16 protein-coding genes are annotated in these 19,236 nt (G+C 28.4%); all 16 read right to left on the reverse strand.

Translation table 11 applies throughout. The features are described 5' to 3' along the window. Positions 1-8: 8 nt before the first annotated feature. A complete protein-coding gene (locus tag CLSA_RS19765) occupies positions 9-863 on the reverse strand; it encodes a tagatose bisphosphate family class II aldolase (protein WP_022749800.1) in 855 nt (284 codons plus the stop codon). Positions 864-878: 15 nt separating this feature from the next. After that, positions 879-2,306, reverse strand: a complete 1,428-nt coding sequence (gene lacG, locus CLSA_RS19770; RefSeq protein WP_022749803.1) for a 6-phospho-beta-galactosidase — start codon at positions 2,304-2,306, stop codon at positions 879-881. A gap of 49 nt (positions 2,307-2,355) precedes the next feature. After that, entirely contained in the window at positions 2,356-4,050 is a 1,695-nt protein-coding gene (locus CLSA_RS19775; RefSeq protein ID WP_022749806.1) for a PTS lactose transporter subunit IIBC, read from the reverse strand. A gap of 412 nt (positions 4,051-4,462) precedes the next feature. Further along, positions 4,463-4,777: a PTS sugar transporter subunit IIA gene (locus tag CLSA_RS19780; protein ID WP_022749809.1), complete on the reverse strand. Its 315-nt coding sequence runs from the start codon at positions 4,775-4,777 to the stop codon at positions 4,463-4,465. Between the two features lie 44 nt (positions 4,778-4,821). Then, positions 4,822-5,340 carry a galactose-6-phosphate isomerase subunit LacB gene (gene lacB / locus CLSA_RS19785; RefSeq protein WP_022749812.1) on the reverse strand — a complete coding sequence of 173 codons (519 nt, stop codon included), beginning with the start codon at positions 5,338-5,340 and terminating at the stop codon, positions 4,822-4,824. A 23-nt stretch (positions 5,341-5,363) separates the two neighbouring features. Continuing rightward, the gene (lacA, locus tag CLSA_RS19790; protein ID WP_022749813.1) at positions 5,364-5,789 is read right to left on the reverse strand and encodes a galactose-6-phosphate isomerase subunit LacA; all 426 of its coding nucleotides are present in this window, start codon (positions 5,787-5,789) and stop codon (positions 5,364-5,366) included. 2 nt (positions 5,790-5,791) lie between these two features. Beyond that, positions 5,792-6,559 carry a DeoR/GlpR family DNA-binding transcription regulator gene (locus CLSA_RS19795; protein WP_022749814.1) on the reverse strand — a complete coding sequence of 256 codons (768 nt, stop codon included), beginning with the start codon at positions 6,557-6,559 and terminating at the stop codon, positions 5,792-5,794. 626 nt (positions 6,560-7,185) lie between these two features. Beyond that, positions 7,186-7,875: a metallophosphoesterase gene (locus tag CLSA_RS19800; protein WP_022749815.1), complete on the reverse strand. Its 690-nt coding sequence runs from the start codon at positions 7,873-7,875 to the stop codon at positions 7,186-7,188. Between the two features lie 19 nt (positions 7,876-7,894). After that, complete coding sequence (locus CLSA_RS19805; RefSeq protein WP_022749818.1) at positions 7,895-8,152, reverse strand: EscU/YscU/HrcU family type III secretion system export apparatus switch protein; 258 nt, start codon at positions 8,150-8,152, stop codon at positions 7,895-7,897. A gap of 163 nt (positions 8,153-8,315) precedes the next feature. Next, a complete protein-coding gene (locus CLSA_RS19810) occupies positions 8,316-10,205 on the reverse strand; it encodes a hypothetical protein (RefSeq protein WP_022749823.1) in 1,890 nt (629 codons plus the stop codon). Between the two features lie 386 nt (positions 10,206-10,591). Continuing rightward, positions 10,592-11,812 carry a tyrosine--tRNA ligase gene (gene tyrS, locus CLSA_RS19815; RefSeq protein ID WP_022749829.1) on the reverse strand — a complete coding sequence of 407 codons (1,221 nt, stop codon included), beginning with the start codon at positions 11,810-11,812 and terminating at the stop codon, positions 10,592-10,594. A 797-nt stretch (positions 11,813-12,609) separates the two neighbouring features. Continuing rightward, positions 12,610-13,758, reverse strand: coding sequence for an AlbA family DNA-binding domain-containing protein (locus CLSA_RS19820; protein WP_022749834.1), 1,149 nt, complete (start codon positions 13,756-13,758; stop codon positions 12,610-12,612). A 122-nt stretch (positions 13,759-13,880) separates the two neighbouring features. Continuing rightward, positions 13,881-14,954: a sensor domain-containing diguanylate cyclase gene (locus CLSA_RS19825; RefSeq protein WP_022749838.1), complete on the reverse strand. Its 1,074-nt coding sequence runs from the start codon at positions 14,952-14,954 to the stop codon at positions 13,881-13,883. A 294-nt stretch (positions 14,955-15,248) separates the two neighbouring features. Beyond that, entirely contained in the window at positions 15,249-15,791 is a 543-nt protein-coding gene (locus tag CLSA_RS19830; protein ID WP_022749843.1) for an ECF transporter S component, read from the reverse strand. 553 nt (positions 15,792-16,344) lie between these two features. Next, positions 16,345-17,442, reverse strand: coding sequence for a glycosyltransferase family 4 protein (locus CLSA_RS19835; RefSeq protein ID WP_022749847.1), 1,098 nt, complete (start codon positions 17,440-17,442; stop codon positions 16,345-16,347). A 495-nt stretch (positions 17,443-17,937) separates the two neighbouring features. Then, positions 17,938-18,807: a UTP--glucose-1-phosphate uridylyltransferase GalU gene (gene galU / locus CLSA_RS19840; protein WP_022749851.1), complete on the reverse strand. Its 870-nt coding sequence runs from the start codon at positions 18,805-18,807 to the stop codon at positions 17,938-17,940. Positions 18,808-19,236 lie beyond the last annotated feature (429 nt).

Raw genomic sequence — 19,236 nt, forward strand, 5'->3', positions numbered from 1 at the left:
TTTACTTTTTAATATCTATTAGCACTTCCACATACATTAATCTTATGCTCTACTATCTTCTTCATAGCTTCTTTTCCTGGTGTCATATATTTTCTTGGATCATTTGCTTTAGGATTTTCTTTAAAATATTCTTTTACTGCATCTGAAAATGGAATCTTTAAATCTGTAGCTACATTAACTTTACATATTCCAAGTGAAATTGCTTTTTGAACCAATTCATCTGGTACATCTGAAGCTCCATGCAATACTAATGGTACATTGACCTTGCTTCTTATTTCTTTTAATCTTTCAAAATCAAGCTTTGGTTCACCTTTGTACAATCCGTGAGCTGTACCTATTGCTATAGCTAATGAATCCACCCCTGTCTTGTCTACAAATTCAACAGCATCATCTGGATTTGTATACATTGCATCCTTGTCGTCAACAACTAAATCATCTTCTCTTCCACCAAGTTTTCCAAGTTCAGCTTCAACAACAGCATCATATTCATGAGCATATTCAACAATATCTTTTACAATTGATATATTTTCTTCAAAAGGTTTCTTTGAAGCATCAATCATGCATGATCTAAATCCTATATCTATATCCTTTTTTATTGCTTGTACATCTTCAAAATGATCTAAATGAATAGCTATTGGAACATCATATTTACTTGCTGCTACTTCTGCCATAGCCTTTACATAATCTGGTCCTGCATAATCCTCTATTGTTGATGGAGTACCGGCAATAATTACCGGTGATCTCATCTCCATTGCAGTTTCAGCAACAACTTGTAATGTTTCAAGATTGTGTATATTAAATGCAGGGACTGCATACCCTTCTTTTTGTGCTTTTAAAAGCATTTCTCTTGTTGATAATATCATTATAATTCACACTCCTTAATATTCTATTTCACTTGGATCGACTAATTGTTTTGTTTCTGCAACTTTTTTCATCCAATAAGCACTCTTTTTTGCATATCTATTTTGATTATTAAAATCTACATAGAATAAACCATAACGTTTATTGTATCCATTAGACCAAGATAATACATCGATTAAAGACCATACATAATAACCTTTAACAACAACACCTTCACTTATGGCTTTTAAGATATAGTTGAAATGTTTTTTAATATACTCAATACGTGGAGTATCATCTATCTTTCCATCAACAAAATCATCTTTATATCCCATTCCGTTTTCTGCTATATATATCTTTTTGTAGTTTGGATAATCTCTTTTAATTCTAGTTAACATATCATAAAGACCTTGTGGATAAATTGGCCAATCCCAATCTGTTGTTTCAACTTCTGGATTGCTAACACGTGCTCCTATTCCTTTAAGAGCAAAGATGCTTGTACCTTTTTCTCCTGTCCCATTATGATGAATTTTACTTTCTCCTTCATATGCTTTTAAGAAATGACTAGAATAATAATTCATTCCTAAGAAATCAATTTTACTAGCTGCACTTTTAATAACATCTAAATCTCCATCATAGATTGTAAAACTTCCATTATTTTTAGATAGTATAGTATTTACTGTTTCTAAGGTTTCTTCTGAATATTCTCCTTTGAAACATGCATCAAGCATAAATTTATTTGCCAATGTGTCATCTAAATAAGCTGCTCTTTTATCTTCTTCTAAATCAGTTATTGGACATTTTCCTTCAAGAGTATGAACTATTCCAATTTCCCCTTTTAAATTCATGCTCTTATATAGTTCAATTGTTTTTGCATGAGCTACCATCATATTGTGCATAGTTTGTACAGCTTTTGGTATATCATATTTTATACTTGGTGGGAAATTACCTATTATATAACCATTTTGTGCAACAGACCATGGTTCATTAAAAGTTGCCCACTTACTAACTCTATCCCCAAAGTTCTCAAAGCAAACCTTTGCAAAGTTTATAAAATGATCTATAGTCTTTCTATTTAACCAGTCTCCATCTTTAAATAAAGATAATGGTGTATCAAAATGATGTAAAGTTACAAACGGTTCTACATTATTTTTTAAACATTCATCAATAAGATCATTATAGAATTTAATTCCTTTAGGATTTACTTCTCCAACACCATCTGGAATTACTCTGCTCCATGAAATAGAAATCCTTATACCATTTATGCCAAACTTATTTGATAATTCAAGATCTTCTTTATATTTATGATAGAAATCACTTGCTACATCTCCATTAAATGTGCTTTCAGGTCTATCTAAATATTCATCCCAACAACATGGTCCTCTTCCATCTTCCTTCGCAGCTCCTTCAACTTGAAATGCTGCTGTTGCTCCGCCAAATATAAAATCGTTTTCAAATTTATTCATTGCAATCTTTCCTTTCTATACCTATCTTATCTTTTCTTATGTTCTATAATTATTTATTTATTAAATCTAATGCAAATTTTAATGCTGCTTCTGGATCTCTAGTTAATTTTACATATTCTCTACCTGAAGTTGTTGCTGATTTAGTACCTTTAGCATCACAATCATTCTTTAACTCTTCATACATAGATGCCATTTGAGGTGCTAGTACAATTAAATCAAAATCTGTTATTTTCTCTTTATGTTGTCCATAAGCCATAGCTATTGATTCTAAATTTACACCATTTTGTTTTGCTCCTTTTGTTATAGCATTTGCAAGCATACTGCTTGTAGCTCCACTTGCGCAAAGCACTAAAACTGCTAATTCTTTGTTTGTATTATTTTTATTTTCTATCTTAATTTCTTCTTTAACAGGAGTTTCTGCAATCGCTGCTTCTTCAACTGCTTCTGTTGTTATTTCATCAATTTCTTCTCCAACTCTTTCAGCTTCTTGAATAATTAATTCTTTATCATAAACTTTAAAGAATGGATAATACATTACAAAATCAACTAATAGTAATAATGGTGCTAATATAAATGATAATTTAGCAAATCCTGTTCCTAGAATTAAACCTAATGTACCTGGTGTTGTCCATGGTAAAGTATAAATAAATCCGTTCATTCCTAAATTGTCGATGAAAAATTTAAAGATCCATACATTAAGTATTGGTGTACAAATGAAAGGTACAAAAAGTATTGGATTTAATACAACTGGAGCACCAAATAATATTGGTTCATTTACTGCAAATAATACTGGAACAATGGAAGTTCTACCAACTGCTTTTAATTGTTTTGATTTAGCCATGAAAGCACACATAGCTGTAAACATTAAAGTTGCACCAGTTCCTCCAAGTGTTGCAACGAAATATGAAGTTCCGTGAGTTAATGCAAATGATGCATGTTGACCTGATTGGAATAATTTTAAGTTGGCATCTACATTCGCAATATATATAGCTGTTACTGCAGGTTCTACTATAGAAGGTCCATGAATACCAACAAACCAAAACATTGCCATAGCTCCAAATATTAAAGCCAATCCTAAATATCCATCTGCTGCTGAGAATAAAGGTTTAAATACTTCTAAAATCCATGCACTGAAAGACATTCCAATGAAATTTCTGAATCCTATATCAAATAACCAGAAGAATAATACAGAAAGTGCTAAAGGAATTAAATCTGCAAAAGTTTGTGATATATTGTGTGGTACTTCATCTGGCATTTTAATTGTTACATTGTTCTTAACACATACTTTATATATGTTTGGTACTATAAATGCTACTACAAAGGCTGTTAATAGACCTTTTGTACCCATATAAGCATTAGCAAATCCACCCTCTATAGAATCTGTACTTATTAATAGGAAAGAAATAATAGATACGATCATAACTGATACTGGATTGATTTGTCTTAGTTTAGGTAATTTCGTATTAAAATTATCTGATAAACTTTTAGCAATTGTTGCTACCATTAACATTGCTAATATTCCCATTGAATAATTGTATGCTTTCCAAAGCATGTTATTAACATTGTCAGACCAGAAATAATTGAATATATTAGGCACACAAGCTACTAATATAAATATACTTGAAAAGAGAATAACCGGTATACAACTTATAAATCCATCTCTAATTGCTCTTAAATAAGGATTGTTTGAAATTTTTTCGAAGGCCGGTCTCATCTTATCGATCGATTTAATTAATTTTTCCATTTTAATTCCTCCTTAATTCTAGTTAGGAACATGATATAAAATAACAAATCCAATCTGCCATGAATATTTTTCATCAGAAAAGGAGGTAGATTAAACTCATAGTGTGACTATTAATCCAATCTTCCGATTAGCAGATAATTGAAAGTCCAAATCTAAGATTTCGTTTCTTGAACTTAGTTAACTCATTTATCAGTTAACCTCGCATAAAACTGATTTGATGTGAATCGCTTAAGCAGATATCTCAAAAGTGAGAATATAAATTTTATATTTCGCTCTTTTAACTTTCCATGTATGCATCTATGATTTGATGATGATTGCTTACTCAGAGAGCACTCAGTAATTGTATGCAAGTCGAACTTCCTCTTATTAAAAATATACTGCCAGATAGACTTGTTATCTTTACGATTATTCCTTAATTACATTTCTTATATAAGTTGATAAAGTTTTTTACAAGATCTCTTAATAACATTACTGTCATCAAATGATCTTGGGCATGTACCACTAAAAATCCAACATCAATTTTTTCTCCAGCCGCTTCAGCTTGAATCATGCTAGTTTGAGTTTTATGAGCTTCTTGTATGCATTCATTACCTTCTTCTATTAATTCTTCTGCTTTATTAAAATCTCCCTTATTGGCAGCTTCTAATGCTCCCAAATATTTTGATCTTGCATCTCCTGCAAAAGCTACTATTTCAATTGTTGTTAATTCTAATTCTTCTCTAGTCATTTTCTTACACCCTTTCTTATTGCCACTATTTTTAAATTTATTTATTAATCGTGATATTCTCCTCTATCCCATTTTTCTAAAAATTCATCAAAGAAATGATTATTTCCAAATTGATCTTCTTTTTGAGTTGCTATTGCATCAATCTTAGCTATAATTTTTTTATCCTCTTCTGTTGGTTCAAATTTTGTTTCTAAAAAAGCATCTATTATATTTTCCATTAATCCAACACCTGTAATTCTTCCACCAAATCCGATTATATTAGCATTCAAATGCTTTTTAGCATATATAGCTGTCGATACATCTCTTACTAATGCTGGTCTTGTTCCTACTACTTTAGCTGTTGAGCCTGTTATTCCAACTCCAGTACCACAAAGAACTACTCCTAAATCTGCTTCACCTGATACCACCTTTTCAGCAGCTTTCTTTCCAAATATAGCATAATGTGTTCTTACATGATCATAAGTTCCACAGTCTATTACTTCATGTCCTTTTTCTGTTAGATATTCTACTATGTGTATTTTTCTATCTGTAACAATATGGTCACATGCAACTGCAATTTTCATTTTTTTCTTCCTCCTCTATACCCCTATAACATTTTATTTAACATATCTACTCTTATTTGATGTCTTCCACCAGCATATTCAGATTGTAAATACGATTCTGCTAATGCTTCTGCTAATTTAGGTCCAACAATTCCAGATCCCATTGCTATAATTGATGTATTATTATGACTTCTAGTCATATAAGCTGAATGTTCATCTGACACTTCTGCACAAATAATTCCTTTATGCTTATTAGCTGCCATAAATGATCCTGCTCCATATTCATCAATAAGAATTCCCCTATCTCCTTCTTTAGTCAGAATACCTTTACAAACTCTATCTGCCGCATCTACTAAATCAACAGTATCTTGTGTTTTATCAATGACTTCATATCCCTTCTCTTGTAGGAATTCCTTTAAATGTTCCTTTAAACCTGAACCTGATCTGTCTGCTCCAATTAAAACTTTCACAATTATTCCTCCTCAATTCGATCAATTATTTTACAGTACTTTGAATATTTACTTTTTAAATTACCATCTAATTTAGAATCTGTTACTAATGCTGTAACATCTTCTAACTTATATAATGTATAAAAATCTTCTTTTTCAATTTTTGTTGAGTCACAAACAACATATCTGCCTATTGCATTATTCATGATTATACTTTGACATACGCCTTCATCTTCATTAGATGTCATAACATTATCTTCTGATATTCCATTAGTTCCTATGAATGCTGATTTAACCCTAATTTTGCTTAAAGCTTTATTGGTAAAGCTTCCTACCAATGTACTTGTTTTCATTCTTAATTTACCACCGATAAGTATTACTTCAAATCTACTATCATCTTTGAACTTATCTAGAATATTAAGAGAATTAGTTATTATTTTTGCATATGAAACCTTAATATAGTCATATATATATTCATTAGTTGTTCCAGGACCTATATATACGATATCATTTTCTTTTATTAAACTCGCTGCTATTTTAGCGACTTCAATTTTTCTATCTATATTTATATTCCTTTTTTCATTTAGTGATAATTCTTCAAATTTTATATTATCCTTACTTCTAGCGCCTCCATGAATTCTTACAAGAAATCCTTGCTCCTCTAGGTATTTAAGATCCCTTCTTAAAGTCATTTCTGTCGCTTCCAATTTTTCTGTTAAATCTGAAACTCTAATTATTCCTAATTGATTTACCGTATCTACTATAATTTTTTGTCTTTCTTCTTTTAGCATTTTTACCTCCATCCTTACATCAATATCACTGATCATATAATGCTAATATGTGATATAAATATGTAATATTTTAGTTTTTTACTTCTTCAAAATGTTTTTCTATATTAATTTTTCTATTTAATCTTCATATATATAGCATGTCCATTGCAACTTAAAAGTTAATTTAATATGCTAAAATCTTTAATTTTAATTTTGTTTTTAAATCGTTTACTTAACCTCCTCATCACTTCCGCTCTATGTTCGTTTATTTTCTTTTTTGTTTGTTTTTGTTTATATATTTATTATATATTGTTATTATTTTCTTGCAATACTATATTTAACCTGTTATTTATTAAATATGCAGATTTATTACTATATATATTTAATTTACTCCTATTTTCTCATATTTACTCAAATTATCTCTTCTTTTATTTTCTCAAATCTGAAAACATTGTCATACCAATGGTTATAGTATTTACAATTATTTAAAACTTAAACATTTTTTTGTTTTTAAATGTTTGATTAGAACATTTAAAAGCTTTCATTATTAATCTTTTATCCTAATTACACCTTAAATCAAAAAATAAAACTTTGAACAGAAATTAACATTTTTGTTCAAAGTTTTATTCAACTTAAGATTACAACTATCATAATATTCTTCTTGGATTAAAATCAATATAATCTGCTGATGATAATATGTACTCAATTCCGTCTAAATAGCCATTCAATACATTTCCTAACAATACAGGACCATGCAAATGACCATATATTACTTTTTCAACAGCATATTCTTTAATAATCTTTGTAAATTCAGATTCTTCAAATTTCTCATTAGTTGGAGGATAATGAAGCATAACTATAATTTTTTCAAATCCTTTTTTCTTAGCTGCTTCCAAAGAAAGCCTTAATCTTATCTGTTCTCTACTATATATCTTTTCATCTTTAGCTGTATATTTATCTCCTCCTGGGCACATCCATCCCCTAGTTCCACATATAGCATAATCTTCATAAACATAAAAATTATTTTGAAGAAACTTTGTGTTTTCATACATAGCATTCAGCTTAGAAATGCTTCCCCACCAATAATCATGATTTCCTTTGCTTATGATTTTTTTGCCTGGTAATTCATTTATCCAATCTAAATCATATTTGCTATCCTGTTCCTTTAATGACCAAGAAATATCTCCAGCTATAAGTATCATATCTTCATCTGTTATTTTATTAATCCAATTTTCTCTTATTTTTTCAGAATGATTTTTCCACTTATCTCCAAATATATCCATTGGTTTCTCAACATTAAATCCTAAGTGCAAATCTGAAATAGTATAAAGTGCCATGATTTATCACCTTTCTGTTTTATCTTTTTTTATCTAAATCTGTCAGAAACGCTATTACATGTGCCACTGCTTCATATAATTCTGTAGGAATTTCGTTTCCAACATCTACATTACAAAGCAAATTAGTTAATTCTTTATTGTAAACTATAGGCACATCATTCTGCGTTGCTTTCGCTATTATATTATCAGCAATATGCCCCATCCCAGCTGCTGTAACAATTGGGGCATCACTATTATATTCATATTTTAATGCCGCTGCCTTTTTCCTTTGATTCATAAACTGCATACTCCTTACTTATCTATAATTAAATACTTCAAATAAAAATAACAATATTAATAATAATATAACTATGTAATTTATTAATATTACATAAAAATATTAATAAATTACAACTAAAAATTTGACTTCAAATACTTATTGTATTGATTATTAATAGTAATTACACCTTAGTATCAATAGCTGAAATAGTAATATCGTTAAAGAAATTTCTACAATTTACTATATTAGCTGGTTTATCTTTAGATTCTACACTTACATTTACGTATAAGCCCAATGTTGATAGACCCTCTACCAATTTTGACTTATTATTATTTAGCACATATGTGAATTCATCATCGCACTTCAATTTAACATCAATTCTATTTTCTTTCATAGTTAAATAGCCATCAACATCTCCCAGCTTTATTGTTTTAACACTTATAACCATTTTAGCGTTTGTTGAATCTATTTTTTTACCATCTTTTCTATTATCCTTTATGATTAACTGGCAAGGATATTCTATACTCTGTAATGTTACAGGAAAATTCAAATAGTAATACTCATCACTAATAGAATTAAATACCTTAATATCATTTATGTTTGATTTTATTAAATTCATTACTTTATCATAACCAGCTTCTTTTGATTCTGTCTGACTAATTAAGTTTTTCACTATATCTCTTACATCTTCAATTTTATTTTTGATTTCAGATTTTATTAATTCTTTAGAATCTAAATGCTCTCCAAATAAACCATTTAATTGTGTCTTTGAAGCAGAGTCTTTAATAACTTGTATATTTTGATCGGTCCCAGTGCTTGTTAAAGGCTTAGGTTCAATATTACTTTTTTCACTTGCTAGGCTTCTTTTAGAAATTTCATCAACTTCAGGTTTATTTATTAAATCTATAAACTGTCTAAACTCATTAGTTGTAAGCTTAACTTCTTTTCCTTCTGATTTAGATAATAATTCTTCTACTTTAATTTTATTAGTTGATTCTATAAGGCTTGCTGCTTGTGTTTTAGGAACTTCTGTATTTGATAATCTGTCTCCTATCGTATCTTTAATTGATTGTATCAATTCTTTATCATTTAATTTTTCAATTAATGATTTTGAAAGTTGTGATTCATTAAATTTACTTTCTTGCACTGATTCTGTTTCACTATCGTTATTTGCAGCTAATGTTTTTAATACATCTAATATATTTATCTTATTATTAGTTAAATCATTTTCATTATATATTTTTGTTGCTAGCGCTGAATTAATATTATCCATTGCATTTTTAGCATTTTCAATTGGCTTGTTTACCAATTGCTCTGCAATTTTATTTTGAACATTAACAGATGAATTGTTTTTAGGAATATCTAGTTCCTTTATTGAATCATTTATTTTCTTAAGTAAATCTTCTATTGATGAATCTCCTTTAAATAGGTTATTGAAACTATTTATGTTCTCTTCTGAAAAATCTAAATTATTTTCAACAAATGCTAATATATCCTCTGAGCTTAATTTTTTAAATTCACCTAAAAATTTACTCAATAGTTCTTTTACAGCCTGCCCCTCACCACTATCTGATGATATTCCTTTACTTTGAAGATATTTTTCAATGAACGCATCTATTTCTTTAGGATTAACAGAAATTTTTTCGTTAAATTTTATTAATCCCTTAATTTCATTAATATTTTCTCTTGTTAGTGAAATATTATGAGTAATCATCTTCTTCAGAACATTAATATCTTCCTTAGAAAGTCCTTCCTTTTGAATTAAGTCCTTAAGATTTTCATCCTCAACTACTGTATCATCTGTATTTTCATTCACTAATTTTAATTTTAGTTTTCCGCCTTCAAATCCATCTACTTGAAATTTTACTAGTTTTATATCACTTAAATCTACATTTCCCTCAAGTTCAGCAATAAATTGCCATCCATCCGCTAACTTTATGGTAACATCTTTACCATCACCTTTTGAAATTACTCTGCCTGCAAAACGTTCCCCTGACTCAAAAGTTAACTTGCTAGAAACTTTTTTAGTATTTATATTATATCCGCTATTTACGTTCCAAATTCCCGGCATATTATTTCTCCCCTACTAAGTTTATACTATAAGTATCGTGTCAAAAATACACAAATTAACCTAAATATGTTATATATTTATATATTTTGCTATATCATTCAATTTCAATATCATCTTACATTTTTTATAACCTTGTTAATATGTATTTATAAATCTAATTTCAACACTTGTTAATCCATAATAATTATATTTATAATTTACCACAATTATAAACTGAAAACTAGATAAATTATAGTTTAATCTCATAGAAAATTGAATTGAACACATTAAAAAAATAACAAGTACATCTGCCAAAATTATTTTCTTTCCTGTGCCTTAATTAAACATAGTAAAAGGACTCTCATTACTGAAAGCCCTTATTATACTCAATTGATAATAATTATAAGTTATTTAACTTCAATCTTATTATAATTCTTTTTACCTCTTTTAATTAATACTGATCCATCTACAAAGTCTTCTTCAGTTAAAAGTCTCTTAACGTCTTCCACTTTGTCTCCATTAATTGACAATCCGCCTTGTTCAATTAATCTTCTACCTTCTTTTTTAGATGGTACAATCTTAGTACTTGCCATAATATCTAAAATAGGTAATCCAATTTCTTCTTTGCTTATTGTTACAGTTGGAACATTTGACATATCTGCTCCACCACTAAATAAAGCATTGGCTGCTTCTTCAGCTTTTTTAGCTTCTTCTTCTCCATGAACAAGCTTAGTTATTTCAAACGCAAGAACCTTCTTAGCTTGATTGATTTCTGCACCTTCTAAAGCACCAAGTCTTCTTACTTCATCCATTGGTAAGAATGTTAACAATGCTAAACACTTTTCAACATCTGCATCATCAACATTTCTCCAATATTGATAGAAATCATATGGTGAAGTCTTTTTAGCATCAAGCCATAATGCTCCACCAACAGTCTTACCCATCTTTTGGCCTTGGCTGTTAGTCAATAAAGTACAAGTCATAGCCATAGCTTCACCTTGAGCTTTTCTTCTTACAAGCTCAACTCCTGCTATCATATTAGACCATTGATCATCGCCACCTAATTGCATCTTACAATTGTATTTTTGATTTAATTCATAGAAATCATATCCTTGCATTAACATATAGTTAAATTCTAAGAATGATAATCCCTTTTCTAATCTTTGCTTAAAACATTCAGCTGTTAACATTCTATTTACTGAGAAATGAACTCCTACTTCTCTTAAGAAATCAACATAATTAAGATTTAATAGCCAATCAGCATTATTAGCTAATATTGCCTTACCATCTGAGAAATCTATAAATCTTTCCATTTGCTTCTTAATTGAATCAACATTGTGTTGGATATCCTCTTTTGTAAGCATCTTTCTCATATCAGTCTTACCACTTGGATCTCCAACCATAGCTGTTCCACCACCAATTAAAGCTATTGGTCTATGTCCAGCTCTTTGCATATGAGCCATAAACATCATAGCTATAAAGTGTCCCACATGTAAACTATCTGCTGTAGGGTCAAATCCTATATAAAAAGTTATTTTTTCATTTTCTAATAATTTTCTTGTTTCTTCTTCATGAGTGAATTGTTTTATGTATCCTCTCTCTAATAGCTCATCTAATACACTTGCCATTATAAACTACCTCCTCAAATTTTCCTTACTTATGTAATATAATAATGTATTACATTTATAGATAAATATTCTACACACATTTATTTCTCCACAAGTTGGAATCACTTATTATAGTATATCCTCAACCATGAATTTTGGCAACAATACATATGTTATGGCAATATTTTTTCAATTTTACGCACATGAAAGAAAACAACAAGTCCAAAATGCCATGATTATTTTTCATCAAACAAGGAATCAAACAAAATTTTACATATAGTAAATCAATATGTTAATAGTCATTTCTTCTATAGCTTGTTGTGTAAAATAAACTTTATCACAGCCTACAAAAATACATATACATTGGTTAAGATTTTAGAAATATCATAGATTTTTAAATTTCATAAGTTTTAATCTCAATGAGGATATTAAAAGTCCATTTCATACCAAAAATTATATAAACAATAACCAATTAATATTTTATTTATATTAATTTTCTAGCTTTAACATTTTATCTAATCACAATATCCTATAGATAAACAAACTACGAACTAGATTTAAACTTTGAAATGTATTCCATACTAGAAAGTAAGGGAACTATTTTACGTAGTGTTGCGTTAATAATTTGGCTGTAGGTATTTCTTCATCAGAAGTTGTTCCATTTCTGCTTGTCCTCAACTTGGTTGAGGAGCATGCTGGAATATGTGCAACTTTTGCTGGTAGAAATCCACATCCAAATTATCTAGCAACCGAATAAAATAGTTCCCTTACTTTCGGTAAGTTATTACATAACTCTAAGTTGTTTATCTATAGAAACTTTATCTAAAATTAATAGTAGGCAATATAACTTTAAAACTATGCTCTATTCTAGAATTAATAAATTTGACTTTTCCTTTGTTCTTAAATGCATTTTTTATTCTCATAAAACCTCTTCCATTATTTAAAAATCTTTTCTTTTCATCTAATGTAATGAGTTTTTCATACAACCAAATATTCCTTTTATTATAATTAATCTTCTCACCTTTTATATTTTGGTCTATAAATTCACCAGGACTTGAAATTACAATATTATTTTTATCAATATCTATTTCAATTATCCTATTTAAATCAAAATATTCTCTATACAATACTGCATTTTTTATAGCTTCAATAACAGCATATGCTGGATATCTTTCTGGTAAAATTTCTAATATCTTTTTTTCAGCTTTATCAACCATAGAAAGGAGATTTCCTTGAATTATATGAACTTCTCCATAAATATTATTCATTTTATTAATAATTTTAATCATATTATTAGGAATACATATAGAGTTTTTATCTGAAAATACAAGTAATCCTCCATAAGTGCATTTGAGCGGTACTCCCTCTTTCTCCTCAAATGCTATTCCTGAACTAACTAATAAAAATTCTCTATTTTCTTCAGTAACTGTAATTCCCTTTTTTTTAAAATAACTATTAACCAACTCCATATTTAACATATCAATTCTACTTCTTATTATAGGACATGTTTCAATGGTCAAACTCAAGTTTTCTTCAAATAATGCTATTAATTCCTGCTTTCTCATTGTATCTGTAGTTGAACCTCTTCTTATATAAAAAGCTCCATTCTCTCTAACTTGATAAGGCTTTTGCTCACCATCATAAATTGTTATTACCCCTATTTTTTTATTATCTATATCAATAAATTCCACTTCTAATGGAATCGGTGGTTCACATCTTGTAGTAACTATTTGTTGAACTTGTTCCTCCTTAAACATATCTTCATTCTTTATTCCTATAATCTTTTTAGTCTTATCTTGAATACCAACAATTATATATCCACGACCACCACTTGAGTTACCTATGGCACATACATCTTTAGTTAACTCTTTCTTTCCATTTTCAGTTGTTAAATCTAATTTTAATTTAAAATCTAATTTGGTTCCTTCATCTTTCTTTATTAAAGATAATAATTTTTTATTATCCATAGTTCACCTCATTAATATATTATTTATAAAACATAACCATAAATAACTTATTTTTTTACATATAACAAAAAAGCACTCTTATTATATATAAATAAGTTTGCTTTTAAATATTGATACTATTTTTATTTTAACATATGCGTACTTAAAACTTTATTTTTACCGCTTTTTTTAGACTTGTACAACAAATCATCAGCTATCTTTATTAAATCATTGATATTACTTCCATCTAAAGGAAAAAAAGAAATTCCAAAGCTCGCTGTTACAGATTTTTCTTGTCCATTTAAGCTAACTTTACTCTGTTCAACAGAACGTCTTATTACTTCTACTTTATCATAAACACTATATTCATCACTAAAATCGGAAAGATATACTATTAATTCTTCTCCACCATATCTTGCAATAATGTCATCTTTATCAAGCCAATTACTAACAACATTTGCCGTATTAATTAGTATTTTATCGCCAAATTGATGACCATAAGTATCATTTACTTTCTTAAAATCATCTATATCTATCATAACTATAGAAAACTTATTTTCTTTGCATAACTTTTTCTCTAAAAACTCAAAGAAATACTTTCTATTATATATTCCAAGTAACGAATCCACTTGAGTTATTTTCTCTAATTCCCTATACAAAAAAGAATTTTCTATAGAAATTGCAATTTGATTAGCAATAGTTTTTAAAAACACCTTCAATTCTACTGTCATAAAATTATAAATGTTTTGTTCTACTAGTATATATCCAATAAACTTATCCCTAAGCTTAATAGGGACTCCCATAATAGAATGTATATCTGTTTTTTCCTCCCCTATTTGCTTTAATGGATCTTTGGAATTTATTATAAACTCTTGTTCTTTGTTTATATAAACCATTTCTGTAGATATCAAATCTATATGCATTCCTTCAATATTGGTAGCTTTAATAATCAATTCATTATTTTGTATTAAAAATATAGTTGAATATGTAACTCCAAGTATTCCAATTATCATATCGTTAATTAATGATATCAAATTATCATTTGTAAAAAATGTATTTATATATTTACTTATTTCAATTATGTTATATAAAGAATCAATTTTTTTTTCTAATTTTATATTTTTTTCATTTAATTCTTGTATATGTCTTTCACAAAACATCTGATATGTTTCATACTCTGCTTTCAAAACATTATACATTTTCTCATAATCACGCATTTATCTCCACCACCTTCTAATCATAATAAATTATGATTATTTAATAGCATTTGTTTATTTTAAATTTTAGATGCAATTCCATTATACTACATTTTTTGAATAATATAATACAAAATTTTATATTTTTTATTCTATCATTATTAATCTAGTTAAATATATTCTAGTTATAAATGGTATAAATTAATGTAAAAACAGATTGTACTATAAATAAGAAAAATTACAATTGTAACAAAACAGTAAATATTTTCTTAAATACAATTATATATTAATATATACAAACTTTGAATCTGTATTCTAGGCTATAGCCTTCTTTGCTTTTAATAATATATTGCTTAATGGTAAAGCTATTATAATCCCAGTACTTACTTGAACTATATTCCCAATTATATCTTTAGCTGAATATATCATTCCTTGCATTAATCCTGTTTTTTCTGTTAAGAATGCTGCCATTATTATTCCTGCTCCAAAATACGCTAAAACCATAAAGATTCCACTAACTACAAATGATATTACATATTTCATATTTGATTTATGTTCACTCATTATTTCTAAGATAGTTCCTGTAATATAAGCCATTGCTCCCTTAATTAGCAAAGTGAATGGAGCCCATAAATAATATCCCCCTAATATATCAACAAAAAACATTCCCAATGCACTTGCAACTATTCCTTTCTTTTTTCCTAAAATAACTACTGATAAAAATACCATACAATCACCAAGATGAACAAATCCACCTATCGATGGAATCTTTATTATACTTCCTGCAATGCAAATCAAAGCAGTCATGAGTCCCATTAAAACTATTTCTTTAGCACCTGATTTCTTATTCGTTTCCATATCTAACTCCCCCTAAATAATAATATTATTTCCATAAAAGCTATAGTTATAATTAATACTACTATTATATGAGTGTTATTGTTCTATATCAAATATGGCAATACATTAAAATCTATAATCAATTGAAATTTATAAAAATAGTCTCTAAAATTAATTATATTTTAGAGACTATAAAATATTATCAGATTATTAATTTGATCAAAAACTTAATTAGACATATGAAAATAAATAACCAGTCCAAAATTGCTATGGATATTTTTCATGAGGCAAAGAGATGAATTATCCTCATAGCCGTCCTATTAAGTCAATTTGCCGATGAGCAGATAAGTGAAAGTCTAAATCTATGATTTGGTTTCTTGAACTTAGTTAACTCATTTATGAGTCAGCGTCCTTTCCAAATAGATTTGGTGACAATCGAAATTTTATATTTCACTCTTCGAACTTTCCCTGTGGACATCTATGATTTGATGATGGTCGCTTACTCAAAGAGTACTCAGTGAGAGTATGCGAGTCGACCTTCCTGTGATGGAAAATAGACTGGCAAATGAACTTATTATTTATTGGAATGTGCCTTATTTAATATACTTCTATAAATTTTATCAACATCATTAAAATTATCTTCTAAACTATAATTATCTTCTACAAATTTTCTTGCAGCTTTTCCCATCGTTATTCTTAATTCTTTATCCTTAACTAAAACATCAATCTTTTCTGCCAAATCTTCCACAGAACCCTTTTCAACCACTAAGCTAGTAACATTAGGTTTGCTTGATTCCATAAGTCCACCAACATTACTAACTACTACAGGCGTACCACAAGCTTCTGCTTCAACTACTGCTACGCCAAAGCTTTCACTATCTAGTGTTGAAGGGAATACTGCAATATCAAAATTTTGAAATTCTTTTATAACATCATCTGGATTTACAAATCCTAAAAATGCTACATCATCTTGTATTTCAAGTTCTTTACATAAATTTTTTAAGTACTGCTGCTGGCTTCCCTTTCCACCAATTCTAAGCTTAAGATTTACTTCCTTATTTCTATCTTTTATTTCTTTAAATGATTTAACTAAATATTGAATTCCATACTTTTCTTCTAGCGTTTTTATTGTACCAATAACAATCTCATCTTTTTCAATTTTGTTAGGTACAAATTTTTTAATATCTACACCAAAAGGAGTTACTTCTATATTCTTATTTGTATACTTTTCAGTTTCAAGCTTCATTACATTACTTGTTGATAAAATATAATCTGCCTTTTTTAAGTTTCTCTTTATTATGTATTTGTGTATAGGCGATTTAATCGGAAAATCATAAACATCGGATCCCCATACTGAAATTATATATGGATGATAATTAGTTAATGCTCCTAATAATCCATAGCTACTAGCATAATGTGCATGAAGTATATCTGGGTTTATTTCATTAACTAACTCCTTAATTCTTCTTATTTTCTTCAAATACCCTAACTTCCTTTTATCTGAAGTATTTTTCATAACGCTATCTTGTATATCTAATGAATGAACTTTAACTCCCTCATACTCTCCATTCCCCAAAGATATTACATGGATATCATAACCTTTCTTAGTAAAATAATTTAACCACTTATGAGTATGAGCACTATTTATATCTGCTAAATAACATATTTTCATGAATTGTGACCCTCCAAAATTCAATTGTATATAATTGACATAAAAAAAGAATAAGTAAACCATACAAACATTTAGATTTCTTATCTTTTAATCTCACTAATATTAACATAACTATTTTATCATAATTTTAAGAATATAAAAGAATAAAGCTATCTTAAAACATGCTAATTTTATAGATAAACAACGTATGAACTATACTTAAATTTTGAAACATTTTCCATACTAAAAAGAAATGGTGCTCTTTTGTGAAGTGCTACATTGAGAAAAGGAGTGTGAATTTCTTCAGCAGAAGTTGTTCCATTCTTACATGTCATTAACTTTTTTAAGGAACATGCTGGAATGGATGCAACTTCTGATGTTATAAATTCTCACTCCTTTTCTCTAGTAACTGAAACGACAAATCACAATTTCTTTCGTTTTGCTACCACATAAATCTAAGTTAAAAGTTATTTATTTATGAATCAGCTTTAAAATAGCTAAATTTTTTTATTGTATTTATTTTTCCCAAGGCTTAGTATTTAAATATTTGATAAATTCATCTCTTAATTCATCTTTCTTTAATGCAAATTCTATAGTTGCTTGTAAAAATCCAAGCTTATCACCTACATCATATCTTCTACCTTCAAAATTATATGCATACATTGCTTCTTGGCTGATCAATGTTTTTAATGCATCTGTTAATTGTATTTCTCCACCTTTTCCAGGCTTAGTATTTTCTAATATATTAAAAATTTCCGGAGTTATAATATATCTGCCCAATATCGCAACATTACTTGGTGCTTCTTCTATTGAAGGTTTTTCAACTAAGTCCTTAACCTTATAAACTCTATCTTCTATATGGATTCCATTAACTATTCCATATTTAGAAACATTTTCCTCAGGTACTGTTTGAACTCCTAAAATTGTAGTATTATATTCTTCAAAACAATTAATTAACTGTTTTAGGCATGGCGTTTCACTATCAACTACATCATCACCTAGTAATACTGCAAAAGGTTCATTTCCAACGAAAGTTTTTGCACAATGAATGGCATGTCCTAAGCCCTTTGGTTCCTTTTGTCTTATATAATGTATGTCAACCATGTCAGAAATATCTCTTACTAACTCTAATAATTCTGATTTTCCTGACTTCTCTAATTCAAGTTCCAATTCTATTGATTTATCAAAATGATCTTCTATACACTTTTTGTTTCTACCTGTAATAATAAGAATTTCTTCAATCCCAGAGGCAATTGCTTCTTCTATTATATATTGAATTGTTGGTTTATCAACTATTGGAAGCATTTCCTTTGGCTGAGCTTTAGTTGCTGGTAAAAATCTTGTTCCTAAACCTGCTGCTGGTATAATAGCCTTTTTTACTTTCATGTTATATCGTCCTCTCTATTAAGGCATATTCAAAAAATAACAAGCTCATTTACCAAACCATTTTCCATCATTCTACATGCGCAAGTTGCTCCAATAGGTCCATTATAAGGGCAATTTGACTCCTTGCCTGCTGAAAAATATTCATGGCAACTTTGGACCTGTTATTTATTTTCATGTGCCTAAAGATTTTAATTCTTTCTATACTTATGTTATCACATTTTTACCCTTAAAAGCAATTTTAGTTTAAACGTTTAAAACAAAACATTGCAAACATGAATTCTAGTTATAGATACATACCTTATGACTTCGGCTTATGTTGTAATTCACCGAAAGTAAGTGGATTCTTTTGCTCGATTGCTATAGAATATTACTATGAATTTCTAACAGTAAAAGTTGTTCTATTCTTGCATGCTCCCAAGACAAGCTTGC

It is taken from the genome of Clostridium saccharobutylicum DSM 13864 (genome assembly GCF_000473995.1).
GTDB classification, from domain to species: domain Bacteria; phylum Bacillota; class Clostridia; order Clostridiales; family Clostridiaceae; genus Clostridium; species Clostridium saccharobutylicum.

Coding starts and splice junctions, on each gene's coding strand:
- galU (WP_022749851.1), bottom strand. CDS start 18,807: ATGAAAGTAAAAAAGGCTATTATACCAGCAGCAGGTTTAGGAACAAGA.
- CLSA_RS19810 (WP_022749823.1), bottom strand. CDS start 10,205: ATGCCGGGAATTTGGAACGTAAATAGCGGATATAATATAAATACTAAA.
- CLSA_RS19765 (WP_022749800.1), bottom strand. CDS start 863: ATGATATTATCAACAAGAGAAATGCTTTTAAAAGCACAAAAAGAAGGG.
- CLSA_RS19835 (WP_022749847.1), bottom strand. CDS start 17,442: ATGAAAATATGTTATTTAGCAGATATAAATAGTGCTCATACTCATAAG.
- lacG (WP_022749803.1), bottom strand. CDS start 2,306: ATGAATAAATTTGAAAACGATTTTATATTTGGCGGAGCAACAGCAGCA.
- CLSA_RS19795 (WP_022749814.1), bottom strand. CDS start 6,559: ATGCTAAAAGAAGAAAGACAAAAAATTATAGTAGATACGGTAAATCAA.
- CLSA_RS19820 (WP_022749834.1), bottom strand. CDS start 13,758: ATGGATAATAAAAAATTATTATCTTTAATAAAGAAAGATGAAGGAACC.
- lacB (WP_022749812.1), bottom strand. CDS start 5,340: ATGAAAATTGCAGTTGCATGTGACCATATTGTTACAGATAGAAAAATA.
- CLSA_RS19825 (WP_022749838.1), bottom strand. CDS start 14,954: ATGCGTGATTATGAGAAAATGTATAATGTTTTGAAAGCAGAGTATGAA.
- CLSA_RS19800 (WP_022749815.1), bottom strand. CDS start 7,875: ATGGCACTTTATACTATTTCAGATTTGCACTTAGGATTTAATGTTGAG.
- CLSA_RS19775 (WP_022749806.1), bottom strand. CDS start 4,050: ATGGAAAAATTAATTAAATCGATCGATAAGATGAGACCGGCCTTCGAA.
- tyrS (WP_022749829.1), bottom strand. CDS start 11,812: ATGGCAAGTGTATTAGATGAGCTATTAGAGAGAGGATACATAAAACAA.
- CLSA_RS19805 (WP_022749818.1), bottom strand. CDS start 8,152: ATGAATCAAAGGAAAAAGGCAGCGGCATTAAAATATGAATATAATAGT.
- CLSA_RS19830 (WP_022749843.1), bottom strand. CDS start 15,791: ATGGAAACGAATAAGAAATCAGGTGCTAAAGAAATAGTTTTAATGGGA.
- CLSA_RS19780 (WP_022749809.1), bottom strand. CDS start 4,777: ATGACTAGAGAAGAATTAGAATTAACAACAATTGAAATAGTAGCTTTT.